13 protein-coding genes are annotated in these 14,503 nt (G+C 71.0%); 5 read left to right on the top strand and 8 right to left on the bottom strand.

All coding sequences use genetic code 11. The annotated features are described in order from the left end of the window. Positions 1 to 645, bottom strand: a 645-nt coding sequence (locus tag ETD85_RS50975; RefSeq protein WP_206059396.1) for a hypothetical protein, incomplete at its 3' end; no start/stop codon positions are given. A 148-nt stretch (positions 646 to 793) separates the two neighbouring features. Here ETD85_RS50975 and ald point away from each other — a divergent pair. Further along, positions 794 to 1,909 carry an alanine dehydrogenase gene (gene ald, locus ETD85_RS50980; RefSeq protein WP_138697084.1) on the top strand — a complete coding sequence of 372 codons (1,116 nt, stop codon included), beginning with the start codon at positions 794 to 796 and terminating at the stop codon, positions 1,907 to 1,909. An 89-nt stretch (positions 1,910 to 1,998) separates the two neighbouring features. Continuing rightward, entirely contained in the window at positions 1,999 to 2,496 is a 498-nt protein-coding gene (locus ETD85_RS50985) for an EF-hand domain-containing protein (protein WP_138697085.1), read from the top strand. Positions 2,497 to 2,547: 51 nt separating this feature from the next. Here the strand turns inward: ETD85_RS50985 and ETD85_RS50990 are convergent, their stop codons facing one another. Then, the gene (locus ETD85_RS50990) at positions 2,548 to 3,258 is read right to left on the bottom strand and encodes a DUF3105 domain-containing protein (RefSeq protein WP_138697086.1); all 711 of its coding nucleotides are present in this window, start codon (positions 3,256 to 3,258) and stop codon (positions 2,548 to 2,550) included. Between the two features lie 133 nt (positions 3,259 to 3,391). Here ETD85_RS50990 and ETD85_RS50995 point away from each other — a divergent pair, with 133 nt between their 5' ends. Together ETD85_RS50995 and ETD85_RS51000 are read left to right on the top strand one after the other, a co-directional pair. Continuing rightward, complete coding sequence (locus ETD85_RS50995; protein WP_240779970.1) at positions 3,392 to 4,021, top strand: DUF305 domain-containing protein; 630 nt, start codon at positions 3,392 to 3,394, stop codon at positions 4,019 to 4,021. A gap of 28 nt (positions 4,022 to 4,049) precedes the next feature. Beyond that, positions 4,050 to 5,471, top strand: coding sequence for a phytoene desaturase family protein (locus tag ETD85_RS51000; protein ID WP_138697087.1), 1,422 nt, complete (start codon positions 4,050 to 4,052; stop codon positions 5,469 to 5,471). Positions 5,472 to 5,574: 103 nt separating this feature from the next. Here ETD85_RS51000 and ETD85_RS51010 read toward each other — a convergent pair whose 3' ends face one another. The 6 genes from ETD85_RS51010 to ETD85_RS51035 form a co-directional block, all read right to left on the bottom strand. After that, positions 5,575 to 6,642 (bottom strand): threonine aldolase family protein, encoded by a 1,068-nt coding sequence (locus tag ETD85_RS51010; protein WP_138697088.1) that lies wholly within the window; start codon positions 6,640 to 6,642, stop codon positions 5,575 to 5,577. Next, entirely contained in the window at positions 6,639 to 7,268 is a 630-nt protein-coding gene (locus tag ETD85_RS51015; RefSeq protein ID WP_206059397.1) for an SDR family NAD(P)-dependent oxidoreductase, read from the bottom strand. The genes ETD85_RS51010 and ETD85_RS51015 overlap by 4 nt, the downstream gene beginning before the upstream one ends. Continuing rightward, positions 7,265 to 9,400: a DUF6421 family protein gene (locus ETD85_RS51020; RefSeq protein ID WP_138697089.1), complete on the bottom strand. Its 2,136-nt coding sequence runs from the start codon at positions 9,398 to 9,400 to the stop codon at positions 7,265 to 7,267. The genes ETD85_RS51015 and ETD85_RS51020 overlap by 4 nt, the downstream gene beginning before the upstream one ends. Before the next feature lie 89 nt (positions 9,401 to 9,489). Beyond that, a complete protein-coding gene (locus tag ETD85_RS51025; protein WP_138697090.1) occupies positions 9,490 to 10,146 on the bottom strand; it encodes a response regulator in 657 nt (218 codons plus the stop codon). Between the two features lie 70 nt (positions 10,147 to 10,216). After that, complete coding sequence (locus ETD85_RS51030; RefSeq protein ID WP_138697091.1) at positions 10,217 to 11,932, bottom strand: serine/threonine protein kinase; 1,716 nt, start codon at positions 11,930 to 11,932, stop codon at positions 10,217 to 10,219. Then, positions 11,932 to 13,338, bottom strand: a complete 1,407-nt coding sequence (locus ETD85_RS51035; protein ID WP_240779971.1) for a zinc ribbon domain-containing protein — start codon at positions 13,336 to 13,338, stop codon at positions 11,932 to 11,934. The genes ETD85_RS51030 and ETD85_RS51035 overlap by 1 nt, the downstream gene beginning before the upstream one ends. Positions 13,339 to 13,500: 162 nt before the next feature. On the opposite strand from ETD85_RS51035, the gene ETD85_RS51040 reads away from it, so the two are divergent. Then, the coding region (locus tag ETD85_RS51040; RefSeq protein ID WP_138697093.1) for a hydantoinase/oxoprolinase N-terminal domain-containing protein at positions 13,501 to 14,503 on the top strand (1,003 nt) is incomplete at its 3' end.

Raw genomic sequence — 14,503 nt, forward strand, 5'->3', positions numbered from 1 at the left:
GGTGCTGGGGCCGGTGGAGGGAGCCGTGGTGGCGCTGCCCGGCGACTGGGACGGCGCGCCGAGCAGGCTGGTCACCAGCGCGTCGGCCTCTTCCTTGGTGTATCCGGCGATGCTCATGCTGTCGCCGTCCATCGCCTGGGTGACGATCGGCGCGGCCAGCACGATCTTGGGCTGCTCGGCCTGCTCGGGCGCCAGCACGATCGCCACCTGCCGCTGCTCGGGCACCAATTCGTCGATGAGCTCCACCAGCCGGTCCTTGAACGCCGACGCGATCGCGATGCGCACGGAGTATTGGCCGTCCTTCTCGCGCACCGGCTCGATCTGCTGCACGGCGCCGACGGTGACGCCGTCCTCCAGCAGGTAGCAGGTGCGCTGCTCCTCGTCGAGCACGGCCGGCTCGCCCGGGCAGGGCGCGGGCTTGGTCTCCTTGACCGGGGCGAAGTGGATGGGCACGGCCAGCCGCTGCGGAGGCACGCCGCCCAGGATCGGCGCGTCAGGGTTCTGTGTCATCAGGACGGCCACGGTGCCGAGCACCCCGGCGACCAAGACGACGAGGACCAGCGAGACGATCAACACGATGGTGGTGAGTCTGCTGGCCTTCGGCTCCCCCGGGTCCGCGGGTGGCGGCTCTTCCGGCTTGTCCATCGACGACGACCTCATCCTGACGTTCGGGCTGCCGGTGAGCTTATCGAGGACGAGCCACACCGGGGTAATCAGCTGGAGAATCCGCATCTATCCGGGTTGGGGAAGGAAGAATGGAGGCAGGATCGCACGTGACCGAGAAGAGTTGGCCATGAAGGTCGGGGTTCCCCGAGAGGTCAAGAACAGCGAATATCGGGTGGCGCTCACCCCGGCCGGGGTGCACGAGCTGGTGCGCCACGGCCACCGGGTCTTCGTGGAGCGGCAGGCGGGCGCCGGGTCATCGATCCCGGACGCCGACTTCGCCGCCGCCGGCGCCGTCCTGATCCCGGAGGCGGACGAGCTCTGGGCCGCCGCCGACCTGATCATGAAGGTCAAGGAGCCGGTGGCCGAGGAGTACCACCGGCTGCGCAAGGGCCAGGTGCTGTTCACGTACCTGCATCTGGCGGCCTCGCGCGAGTGCACGCGGGCCCTGCTCGACTCGGGCGTCACCGCGATCGCCTACGAGACCGTGCAGAGCAGGGACGGCGCGCTGCCCCTGCTGGCCCCCATGTCCGAGGTGGCGGGACGGCTGGCCACGCAGGTGGCCGCCTATCACCTGATGCGCTCGGAGGGCGGCAGGGGCGTGCTGATGGGCGGCGTGTCCGGAGTGCGCGCGGCCCACGTGGTCGTCATCGGGGCCGGGGTCTCCGGCATGAACGCCGCCGCCATCGCCCTCGGCATGCAGGCCGAGGTGCTGCTGCTCGACAACAACATCGACAAGCTGCGCCAGGCGGACGTGATCTACCAGGGCCACTGCCAGACGGTCGCCTCCAACACGCTGGAGATCGAGCGGGCGGTGCTGGAGGCCGACGTGGTCATCGGCGCGGTCCTGGTGCCCGGCGCCAAGGCTCCGGAGCTGGTGACCAACGACCTGGTGAGCCGCATGAAGCCGGGCTCCGTGCTGGTGGACATCGCGATCGACCAGGGCGGCTGCTTCGAGGACTCCCGGCCGACCACGCACGAGCGGCCGACGTACCGGGTGCACGACTCGCTCTTCTACTGCGTGGCGAACATGCCTGGGGCCGTGCCGCACACCTCGACGTTCGCCCTGACGAACGTCACGCTCCCGTACGCGCTGGCCATCGCCGGCCTGGGCTGGCGGCGGGCCCTACGCGAGGACAGGGCGCTCGCGGCCGGTCTGAGCACCCACGAGGGCCACCTGATCAGCCGCCCCGTGGCCCAGGCGCACGGGCTGGAGGCGACGCCGCCGGCGGACGTGCTCGGCTGAGCCCGCTTTCCCGGAACCCTGTCCAAGCCCGCCACGAAGAGTTACTCTAAGTAGCGATCAACTACTTAGCGTGACGATCGGAGCGGTTGATGCCCCAACCCGGCTTCCGCGAGAGCGCGGAGCGTAACTTCAACGACCTCGACACCGACGGCGACGGCTTCCTGACCAGGTACGACTACATGGCCCTCGCCCAGCGCCGGCTGGAGCAGACCGGCGTGCGGGCGGACACGCCCGAGGGTGAGGCCGTCGTGGACGCGTTCCTCAACGCCTGGGACACCCACGCCCGCGCCCTGGACACCGATCGTGACGGGCAGATCAGCAAGGAGGAGTACGTCGGCTCCTTCGAGACCCTGATGCGGACGGGGGCGCTCGACGCGGTGCTGACGCCGATCTCCCGGGCCACCTTCGCCGCGGCCGACCGCGACCGCGACGGCTGGATCACCGCCGAGGAGTTCGGCTCGGTGTGGAGCCGCCGCGGGACCGACCTGACCGCCGCCTTCGCCAAGGTGGACGCCGACCGCGACGGACGCATCTCCTTCGAGGAGTTCGCCCGCGCCCGCCGGGACCTGCTCATCGGCGAGGACTGACCGCACGGCTCAGGGCCCGGCGGGGGCCGGGCCCTGAGTCACGCCACGGGTCTACTGCTGGGACTGGCTGGGCGACGGGGCGAGGGTCTCCATCGGCGTCTGCTGGTTGCCCGTGGGCTCCGGCGGCAGGGGCGCCTGGTCGGCCGTGGTGGTGATGGCGTCCTCGCCGCCACAGGTGGCGCCGGGCTCAGGGGTGTCGGCGCCGTTCTGGTAGCGCTTGATGAACGCGCCGAGCTTCGGGTCCTGCGGGTTGTCCAGCTTGAGTTGGTGCCCCCACGACGACACGACCACCGGCGCCGGCAGGTTGGGGAACGGGCTCATCAGCATGTAGTCCTGCTGGCCCGTGGACGTCGCCACCGCCTTCAGCGCGTCGATCTGCGCCTTGGGCAGGTCGGGGCGGTAGGTGATCCAGACCGCGCCGTGCTCCAGCGAGTGCACCGCGTGCTCGGAGTGGATCGGCTTGTCATAGATGGCGCACTGCTGCCAGTAGTTGTTGTGCTCGCCGCCCACCGGCGGGGTCTCCTTGTAGGTGACCGCTTTCCACACGTGCTGGCCCGCGTCGTACTTGACGCTGGTGACGGCGTCGAGCGAGGTCTCGCGGGCCTGCTTGACGAGGTAGAAGCCGACCACGCCGACGAGCACCACGATGATCAGCCCACCGGTGCCCCACATGAGCAGCGCGGCGCGGCGTTGTTTGCGCTTCTGCTCGGCCCGCATCTTCTCCAGATGCTCGCGCCGCGCCTGCGCCTTCTCCTTCGTCATCGTTCCTCCATCGGCGTACCAACTCCGGGTCACCCTATGCCCTCCAGCCGTATGCGGAGAATAAGCCCGTTATAAGGGTCCGATCACGGCCCCTCCCCCAGGTGGGTACGCTGGACGAGCCATGGAAAAGCCCGTGAGGAAACCCATCCTGATCATCTGCGGCGTGCTCGTGCTCGCCGTGGCCGCCTTCCTGTTGTTCGGCCGCGACGGCACACCGGGTGACACCTCGCCCGAGGCCGGGTTCGCCCGCGACATGGCCACGCACCACGCGCAGGCCGTGGACATGGCGTTCACGATCAGGGACAAAGGGCCGGCCAAGGAGATCAGGAGCCTGGCCTTCGACATCATCAACACCCAGGCCAACCAGCGCGGCATGTTCCAGGGCTGGTTGCAGCAGTGGGGGCTGAGCCAGGCCACCGACCAGCCGCCGATGGCCTGGATGAGCGGCCACGGCCACGGCGCCACCCCGGGCGCGGGCGTCACGGCGGGCAAGATGCCCGGCATGGCGTCGCCGCAGGAGCTGACCGAGCTCAAGCAGGCGCAGGGCACGCAGGCCGAGGTGCTGTTCCTGCAGCTGATGATCCGCCATCATGAGGGCGGCGTGCAGATGTCAGAGGGGCTGCTCAAGCTATCGGCGCGCGGCGAGGTGGTCGGCATGGCACAGAAGATCGTCCAGGGGCAGAGCGGGGAGATCAAGCTCATGACGGAGCTGCTGCGGCAGCGGGGCGCACAGCCTCTCCCGTCGATCTTGACGCCCAAGTAGGCCCCCGATGAGGCCCGGTGAGCTTTAGGTGAGCGCGGACGCCGTCGTGGTCGGGTCGGGCCCCAACGGGCTCGTCGCCGCCGTCCTGCTGGCCCGCGCCGGGCGGAAGGTGCTGCTGCTGGAGGCGGCCGAGCGGTTCGGCGGCGGGCTGCGGTCGGGCGAGCTGACCTTGCCCGGCCGGGTGCACGACCTGGGCGCCACCGTGATGGCGATGGCGCTGGCCTCCCCCGCCTTCCGCGAGCTGCGCGAGCAGGGGCTGAAGGGGGTCGAGTTCGCTCATCCTCCGGTGGCCGCGGCCCATCCGCTCGACGACCGGCCCGCCGTGCTGGTGCACCGCGACGCCCGGCGTACGGCCGAGGGGCTGGGGCGCGACGCCGGCGCGTGGCTGGCGACCGCGGGAGCGACGGCCAGGGGCGGGTTCCCGCTGGTGGGCCTGCTGCTCAAGCCGCTGGGGCCGTGGGATCCCGCGCCGCGGGCGTTCGCGTCGGCGGCCAGGTTCGGGCTGGCCGGGGTGCTGCCGGCCACGACGCTGGCCAGGCGGGCGTTCAGGACCGTGGAGGCGCGGGCGGTGCTCGCGGGCATGGCCGCGCACTCGATGCTCGACCTGCGCGCCCCCATCTCTGGCGGCTACGGGCTGCTGCTGGCCGGGCTGGCCCACCTGGTGGGCTGGCCGCTGGTGCGCGGCGGGTCCCAGGAGCTCGCCGACGCGCTCGTGGCCGAGCTCAGGTCGCTGGGCGGCGAGGCCGTCACCGGTCACCGGGTGCGGCGGCTGGCGGAGCTGGACGCGCCGACCGTGGTGCTCGACGTCACGCCCCGGCAGCTCCTGGCGATGGCCGACCTGCCTCCCGGCTACCGCAGGGCGCTCCAACGCTTCCGTTACGGGCCGGGGGTGTTCAAGCTGGACTGGGCGCTGGACGGGCCGGTGCCGTGGCGGGATCCCGCCGTGGCCGAGGCCGGGACCGTGCACCTGGGCGGGACGCTGGAGGAGATCGCGCTCAGCGAGGCCGAGACGGCCGCCGGGCGGCACTCGCCGCGCCCGTACGTGCTGCTCGTCCAGCCGTACGCGGCGGATCCGACGCGGGGCGGCCACACGCTGTGGGCCTACTGCCACGTGCCCAACGGCTCGCCCGTGGACATGACGGACGCCATCGAGACCCAGATCGAGCGCTACGCGCCCGGCTTCCGCGACCGCGTCCTGGCCAGGCACGCCATGGGGCCCGCCGAGCTGGAGGCGGCCAATCCCAATCTGGTGGGCGGCGACGTGGGGGGCGGGATGGCGAGCCTGACCCAGTTCCTCAGGCGGCCGGTCTGGTCGCCGGCCCCGTGGCGGACGCCGTTGCCGGGGGTGTTCCTGTGCTCGGCCTCGACTCCGCCGGGGGCCGCGGTGCACGGGATGGGCGGCTGGCAGGCCGCCCGCCTGGCCCTGAAAGACCAGGCCCGGTCCCGCTAGCCTCCCGCCCCACCAGGCCCCGCGTCGCTGGGGCCTGCGTCACGAGGACCCGCTTGGCCAGGCCCCGTGCCGCTGGAGCCTGGGCCGCCCAGGCGCCGGGTCGCTAGGCCCCGTGTCCGGGGGTGGCGGCCATTTCCTCGGCGACGGCGGCCGCGAAGGCGTCCACGTCCTCCTCCGTCGTGTCGAACGCGCACATCCACCGCACCTCACCCGTCGCCTCGTTCCAGGTGTAGAACCTGAACCGCTTCTGCAACCGCTCGGTGACGTCCTTCGGCAGGACGGCGAAGACCGCGTTGGCCTCCACCGGCCTGGGCAGCTCGACGCCCGGGATGTCCCGTACGGCCTGCGCCAGCCGCTGCCCCAGGGCGTTGGCCCGCCGCGCGCTGCGCAGCCACAGATCGCCCGACAGCAGCGCCTCGAACTGCGCCGACACGAACCGCATCTTCGACGACAGCTGCATGAAGGTCTTGCGGATGTAGTCGATCCCGCGCGCGGCCTCCGGGTTGAGCACGACGACCGCCTCGCCGTACAGCAGCCCGATCTTCGTGCCGCCGAACGACAGCACGTCCACCCCCGCGTCGGTGGTCAGCGCCCGCATCGGGACGTCCAGCGCGGCGGCGGCGTTCGTCAGGCGGGAGCCGTCAAGGTGGACGAGCAGGCCCAGCTCGTGGGCGTGCGCGCAGATCGCGGCGATCTCGGCGGGCGTGTAGAGGGTGCCGAGCTCGGTGGTGTTCGAGATCGACACGACCCGCGGCTGCGCCCGGTGCACGTCGCCGAAGCCCCACGCCTGGCGGTCGATCAGCTCGGGCGTGAGCTTGCCGTCGGGCGTGGGCACGGTCAGCAGCTTGATTCCGCCCGCGACCTCGGGCGCGCCGCCCTCGTCGGTGTTGATGTGGGCGCTCTCCGCGCAGATGACCGCCTCCCAGTGGGCGGTCATGGCGCGCAGCGAGACGACGTTCGCGGCCGTGCCGTTGAACACCGGCCACGCCTGGGCGCTCTCGCCGAAGTGCTGCCGGAAGACCCCTTGCAGGGCCTCGGTGTAGACGTCGTCACCGTAGGAGATCTGGTGACCTCCGTTGGCCGTGACGATGGCCTGGAGGATCTCGGGGTGCACGCCCGCGTAGTTGTCGCTGGCGAACGCTTTGAGCTGGGGATCGTGCCGGGGAGTCACGCAGTGAGGTCCAATCGGGTGCCGTTGATCTCGGCGGCGGGGCGGTCGTAGAGCCCGCCGATCGCCGCCGCCAGGTCGTTGACGTCGGTGAAGCCGGGGAATTTCGCCTCCGGCTTCTCGGCGCGCATCGCGTCGTTGACCAGGGCCTTGACCACCAGAACGGTGGCCGCGCTGCCGGTGCCCGACAGCGCGTCGGCCAGCGCGAGCGTCCACGCCTCCGCCGCGGCCTTGGCCGCCGCGTAGGCGGCGCCGCCCGCGGACGGGCGCTCGGCCGCCTTGGCCGAGACGATCACGAACCGGCCGTTGCCGCTCTCGCGCAGCAGCGGCTCGAACGCGAGCGACACGTGCTGGAGCGTGCGGATCAGCAGGTCGTGCAGGAGGTCCCAGTCGTCGAGGCTGGTCTCGGCGAACGTGGCCGAGCCGCGCCAGCCGCCGACCAGGTGCACCACGCCGTCCACGCGGCCGTGCTCGCGGGCGACGCGCGCCGCGAGATCCTGTACGGCCGCACGGTCGAGCAGGTCGACGTCGTCCTTGTCGACACCGATCACGGTGTGACCGTTTTTCCGGAAATATCCAGAAACGGCCTCACCTGTGGGGCCCGCTGCCCCCGTAACCAGAATGATCATGCCCGGAGTCCCTTAGTCGATTCGACCACATCCGTCAGCTTACGGCGCAGTGCCTCGTAGAACATGCTCAGCGGGAACTCGTCCGCCAGCACCGCGTCCACCTTGGCCTTCTGCTCCTCGGGCAGCGCCTGCACGCCCTTGGCCCAGGTCGAGCCGGGATGCGCCGGCACGTACGCGCTCACCAGCTCGTACGCCGCCAGCCAGTGCGCCAGCTTGGACCGGTCGATGCTGTCGCGGTAGAGCTTTTCCACCTCGCCCCGCAGGTCGGCCACGCCGGCCGGCACCCGCTCCCAGTCGATCGTGAGCCGGTTGTCCGTCCAGCGCACGACGTCGTTGCGGTGCAGGTAGGCGAAGAGCAGCTGGCCGCCGAGCCCGTCGTAGTTCCGCACCCGCTCCCCGGTGATCGGGAACCTGAACAGCCGGTCGAACAGGATGGCGGTCTGCACGTACCTGGCGTGCGGCACCCCCTGCTCCGCCAGCTTCACCGCCTCGCCGAACGCGGTCAGGTCGCAGCGCAGCTCCTCCAGCGAGTAGAGCCAGTACGGCATCCGCTGCTTGATCATGAACGGGTCGAACGGCAGGTCGCCGTGGCTGTGGGTGCGGTCGTGGACCAGGTCCCACAGCACGAACGTCTCCTCGGCGAGCTCCTGCGAGGCCAGCAGCCGCTCGGCCTCCGGGGGCAGGTCCAGCCTGAGCGTGTCGGTGGCGGCCCTGGACACCCGCCTGAACCTGGCGGCCTCGCGGTCGGCGAAGATCCCGCCCCAGGTGAAGCGGTCGGGCGCCCGGCGCACCGCGACCGTCTCGGGGAACAGCACGGCGGAGTGCGTGTCGTAGCCGGAGGTGAAATCCTCGAACGCGATCGGCACGAACATCGGGTTGTCGTAGCCGCCCGCCTCCAGCGCGGCCAGCCAGTCCGGCCAGATCGTCCGGATCCAGACGGCTTCGAGGTTGCGGTCGGGGTTGCCGTTCTGCGTGTACATGGGGAAGACCACGACGTGCTCCAGGCCGTCCTCACGCTGGGTGTCGGGGTGGAAGCGTTCGAGCGAGCCGAGGAAGTCCGGGACGCCCAGATCCTGCTCGGCCCACGTGGCGAGGTCGTCCTGGACGGCCTGGAGGTAGGCCGCGTCGTGCGGGAAATATCCCGAAATCTCACCCACGGCCGCCGCCACCCGCGCGACCAGGCCCTTCGCCCGCTCCTTCTCCTCCGGGACGGACCCGTCCTTGACCTGCAGCGGCCTGAGCTCTTCGACGGCCGCCTTGAGCCGCGCGAACACCTCCGCCTTGCCGGCCCGCTCCCCGCCGCCGGCCGCGACGGCGCCCTCGTGCGTGGCGGACGCGTGCGTGCCAGGCTCGGCGCCGGGGACGCGGGCGGCCCAGGTGACCACGTTGCCCCAGAGCGCGCGATGGTCGTAGTCGTCGATGGAGTCGTCGCCGAACAGGTCGGAGTCGGCGAACGCGACGACGCGGCCCCGCCCGTACCGCACGGCGACGGCCAGCGGCGCGCCCGCCGGGTCGGCGTCGGGCGAGGTCGCGAAAAGCACGGTCGCCTCGGCGGGAACGCCGCCGTCGGCTTCCGCCGGGCCGGCGGTCAGGGTCAGGACGCCCGAGCGGTAGAAGCAGGCCGTGCGGACGCCCGCGAGCAGGCCCGAGGCGACGGCCGGCCGGGCGAGCACCCAGGTGGCCACGCCCCGGTGCGCGTGCTTCGGGTCACGCACGGTGGCGTGCTCGACGCCCACCCCGAACCGCCCCAGCAGGTCCGCCAGGTTGTTGCCGTACTTGTCCTGCTCCTCCTCGGCCAGCACCACCAGCCCGCCGCCGGCTGCCACGAAGGACTGGATCGCGTCCAGCTCGTCGGCGCCGAAGACGGGGCTGCCCTGGCCGGTCGTCCGCTCCCACCGGTCCCCCGCCGGGTGCGCGATCACCAGGACGTCCTGCTCCGCCAGCACCTCGGCGGACAGCGCACCGTCGGTGCGGGCCGTGACCGTGTGCCCCAGGTGCCGCAGCAGCCCGGCCGCGCGGGCGTAGCTGTTGTCGTCGGGGTGGGCCGGATTGATGGCCTCGGCCACCTCGCGCCGCACGGTCCACGACTCGCTGTGGGCCTCGTCGAACAACACCCGGGGGAACGCTGTCATGAAATATCTCCTGTTTCTACCGCCTTATGACGAAAAATATACACACCAGGACGGCATGCCTCACCAAACCCTCCCGCATGGTGAGACGGTCAGGCGGCTCCGGGCCGTACGACGCCGGACTCGTACGCGAACACCACGGCCTGCGCCCGGTCGCGGAGGGACAGCTTCATCAGCACCCGCGCCACGTGCGTCTTGACCGTGGCCTCCCCCACGTACAGCTCCCGCGCGATCTCCGCGTTGGTGAGCCCCCGGGCCAGCAGCCGCAGCACCTCCAGCTCGCGCGGCGTCAGCTCGGCCAGCCGGGGCGAGGGCGTCGGCTCGGCCCGGCTCGCGAACGTGGCGATCACCCGGCTCGTCACGGCCGGGTCGAGCAGCGCGTCGCCGGAGTGCACCACCCTGATCGCCTCCAGGAGCTGCTCGGGCGGGGACACCTTCAGCAGGAACCCGCTGGTGCCCGCGCGCAGGGCGGCGTAGAGGTTCTCGTCGGTGTCGAACGTGGTCAGCGTGATGACCTTGGGCGGCGACGGGGTGTCGAGCAGCTCCTTGGCCGCCGACAGCCCGTCGAGCCTGGGCATCGAGATGTCCATGAGGACGATGTCCGGGCGGGTGCGCCTGGCCACGGCGATGGCCTCGCGGCCGTCGGCCGCCTCGCCGACGACTTCCATGCCGGGGTCGCTGTCGACGACCATGCGCAGCCCGGCCCTGACCATCGCCTGGTCGTCGGCGATGACGATTCGAATGCCCACACGCCGGAGGGTAGACGCCGGGTGCCCGCCTTGAACACCCAGGCCCAGCCGGGCACAAGTGAGTTACAAGTCACGACACATGAACGCTCTGCCTGATGCGGGTCTGGGTGGCGTCGTCGCACGTGGCCTTGGCGCAGAAGTACATCACGAGCATGGTCTTCGGCTGCCGGTCGATCACGTAGCTCACGAAGCCCAGGCGGGTGCCGGTCTCGGGGTCGTGCAGCGCGCCGTCGAAGCGGGTGGCCGGGCTGCTGCCGGCCTGGTCGGGCACGGGTTTGCCGACGTCTACCTGGCCGGGCAGCAGGACCTCCATCTTGGCCTTCATCTGCTCGGAGCTGCCGCTGGCATCGAGGGTGTCGGAGACCTGGACGTACACGCCGGCCGCGCTGTCGGGCTCGTCCGAGACGATCGAGGAGACCCGCGTCCAGTCGGCGCCGGGACCGGCCACGAACAGGGACTCGAACTCCTGGGCGTGCGGCGAGACCACCGCGAACAGGTCCTGGTGGGTGCGCACGGTCCAGTCGGCCGGATATTCGAACGTGAGCGGCGCGGCGGCGCTGGTCTTGTAGCGGGACCAGGTGTCGCTGCGGTGGTTCATGATGATCATGGCGACCAGCGCGAGCGCGGCGACGGCGGCGACCAGGGTGGCGGCCACGATCGGGATGCGGCCCGGGCGCTTCTTCGGCACGGTCGGGTGCGTGGGCTGGGCAGAGGCCCGGTACGCCCCGGCCGCCTGCCCGAACGGGGCCGCGAACTGCGGCTGCGAGTGGGGCCCCGACGAGGGGTCGGTGTGCGGCCCTGACGGGGGCGGGCCGGTCGGCGGGCCGGTGTGGGGCCCGGACGGCGGCCCTGACGAGTAGGGGGCCGCGTGCGCCCCGGAGCGGTGGACGGGGTGGGGCCCCGAGGGCAGGCCCTGGCGGGGCACGAAGCCGGCCGCGTCGGACGGCTGCCCGCTGATCGCGTCCCGCAGCGCGCCCACGAACTCCGTGCACGTCGCGTACCGCTGCTCGGGCGACTTGGCCAGCGCCCGCATCATCACGGCGTCCACCTGCGGCGGCAACTCGGGCCTGATGTGCGACAGCGGCGTGGGCTGCTCGGCGAGGTGGGCCCAGAGCAGCGCGATGTCGTTCTCGCGCTGGAACGGCAGCCGCGCCGACAGCGCCTCGTAGACCACGCAGGCCAGCGCGTACTGGTCACAGCGGCCGTCGATGTGCTCCTTGTTGATCTGCTCGGGCGACATGTACCGGGGCGTGCCGATGAACTGGTCGGTCTGGGTCAGGCCGGAGATCGACGAGCGGTGCTTGGTGATGCCGAAGTCGGTCAGGTAGACGTGGTCCCCGGCCAGCAGGATGTTGGCCGGTTTCACGTCCCGGTGGATCAGGTCGTGCGCGTGGGCGGCGTCGAGCGCGGCGGCGACCTGGGCGAAGATCTGGTTCGCCTGGGCGATCGGCAGCGGCCCCCTGTCGTAGATGAGGCGGCGCAGGTCGAGGCCGTCCACGTAGCGCATGGCGATGTAGAGGACGCCGTCGGCGTCGGCGTTCGCCTCGTAGATCGGGATGATGTTGGGGTGCTCGATGCTGGCGACCGTCCTGGACTCCAGGATGAACCGCTGCCTGAACCGGTCGTCGACGCTGAGCACCGGGTTGAGGATCTTCAGCGCCACCCGGCGGCTCAACCGGGGGTCGAGCGCCAGGTAGACGACGGCCATGCCGCCCTTGCCGACGATGTCCTCGATGTAGTACCCGGCCACCTCCTGGCCGATGAGCGATCTTTCGTTCAATGGCATCACGTCTCGATGGGGTGGCCGCAGTAGCCGCAGAAGCGATGCGCCGGCCCGAGCTTCATGCCGCACGAGGTGCAGTATTTGATCGCCGGATCCGGCGCGGTCATCACCTGCTGTTGCTGCGGGACCACTTGGAACGACTGGGAGCGCCGGACGACCACGGTCTGATTCGCGCCGTCGTCGAGCGGTGGACCGGCCGCCAGCGGCTGTGGCAGCTCTGTCGGTCTTTCAGGAGTGCGGCGACGCCACAGCAGATACGCCCCGCCGCCCGCGGCTATGAAAAGTATCCCGGCCGCCAGGATGAACGGCCACAGCGGCGTGGACCTGACGGGCGCGCTCGCCGCCTGCTTCGTGCCCTGGTCCTCGGGCCCGCCGCGCTTGGCCAGCGAGGTCTTGAGCAGCCCGGCGGCCACCACGTTGCCCGGGTAGAGCTCCAGCACCCGCTGGAAGCCGGGCGCGGCCTCGGTGTAGTACTTGGTGTGGTAGCGGGTCAGCGCCGCCTCGAACGCCGTGTCGATCGCGCCTCTGCGCGGCACCACCTTGGCCGCGGCCAGGACGGCGTTGACCTCCCTGATGCCGATCATCTTGCCCTCTTTGCCGCCGCCGATGAGCAGGCCGATGACGTGGCCGTTCTTGTCACCGATCACCGGGGCGCCGACCAGGCCCTTGTCCGCCAGGCCGCCCAGTTTGACGGGCTCGTCCACCTTCTTCTCGGGGTCGGAGAAGCCTCTGCCGGTCTCTCCCGCGACGCCGCCCTTGGCCAGGTGGGCGATCTCGACCGTGTGCGCGACGTTCGGCCCCGGCCGGCCGAGGAAGCCCGCCACGTTGGTGGGCGAGCCCGCCTGCTCGGGCACCTTGTCGGCGAGCGGCGCGGTGGGCATGCCGACGCCGCCGGACAGCGGGGTCAGCGGCACGAGCACGGCCGGGCTGTCGGGTGTCGGTCCCGCCTTGATGCACTTGACCTTGTAGCCGTCAGCGCTGGCCGGTGACACGTTGGGGTAGGCCGTGAGCTCGGTGGTGACGTTGATGATGCAGGTGGCGGTGGAGGTCTTGGGCGGGTAGCACTCCTGCAGATGATGGTCGAGCAGGTCGTTCGAGAGCTTGTGCTTCTTGTAGTCCAGCGGGATCTTCACCTTGTGGTGCTCGGCGAAGATCTTGTTCGCCGCGTAGATCGCGACGTCGTTCGGGTTCACCGCCAGGCGCCGCAGCGCCACGATCGTCCCGTCAGGGCTGATCACCGTCCCCGTCCCCGCCGCGAACGGGAGGTCGTAGGACCGCTCCACATGTTTGAGCTCGCCGACGTGGTCGAGCAGGGTGATCTCCACATGGGACACGGCTTCCACGCGCACCACGGCGGGGCTCACCAGGTCGGTGATGCCACTCGGGTGTTCGTGCGCCGCGACCGGCATCGCGAGCAGCATAAGTATTGCTGCGACACCGCCGGCCAGAGCTGTGAGGCGCGCCATCTCCGCTCCAAAAACGCAGGAATAGGACCAGGGTCCCAATCACGTGTCGTAAGTCAATAGACCGCCACATAGACAAGCGCTTGCTCGGGGACATAACGTACCTGAATGGGTTACGCGATCGGCGTCGATGTCGGCGGCACCTTCACCGATGTGGTCCTTCGCGATACGTCCGGCGCGATTTTCGTGGCCAAATGTTTGAGCACCCCCTACGACCCCATCGCGGGCATCCTGTCCGGCGTTACGCGCGCTCTCGGCGGTCTCGACCCGGCCCAGGTCACAAGGGTGGTGCACGCCACCACGCTGGCCACCAACGCGGTGCTTGAGCGCAAAGGCCCCCGTGTCGCTTATGTCACGACACAGGGTTTTCGTGCTGCCATTCCGCTCGGCCGTTACGCCCGGGTCGAGGAGGACCGCTACGACCTGCGCTTCACGCCCCCGCCGCCGCCGGTGGCGCCGGGCGACTGTTTCGAGGTGGTGGAACGCGTCACCGCGCGAGGCGCCGTGCTGACGCCGCTGGACCACGACTCGGTACGCCTGGCCGCCGCCGGGATCGTCCGGCGGGGGATCTCGTCGGCGGCGGTGTGCCTGCTGCACGCGTACGCGAACCCGGCGCACGAGCGGCAGGTGGCGGCGATCCTGCGGGAGTACGTCCCGAACGTGGTGATCTCCTCGGAGGTGTGGCCGGAGATCCGGGAGTACGAACGCGCCACAACCACCATCATGTCCGCATATATCGGTCCATTGATGGCTTCGTACCTTTCGCAGCTTCGAGAGCGGCTCGCGGCGATCGGGATCGACGCGCCCATCCACGTCATGGAGTCGAGCGGCGGCGTGATCTCCGCCGAGCTGGCCGCCAGGCGGGCGGTGGCCACGATCGAGTCCGGCCCGGCGGCGGGCGTGCTGGCGGCGGCGGGGACCGGGTTCCCGGACGTGATCTCGTTCGACATGGGCGGCACCACCGCCAAGGCGTGCGTGGTGCGCGGGGGGCGACCGGAGATCACCCACGAGTTCCACGTCGGCGGCAAGGGCAGCTTCGGCGGGCGGCGCGCGGGCACCGGCGTGCCCATCAAGACGCCCGCCATCGACCTGGCGGAGGTGGGGGCAGGCG

This window comes from Nonomuraea zeae, from assembly GCF_005889725.1.
Lineage (GTDB): Bacteria > Actinomycetota > Actinomycetes > Streptosporangiales > Streptosporangiaceae > Nonomuraea > Nonomuraea zeae.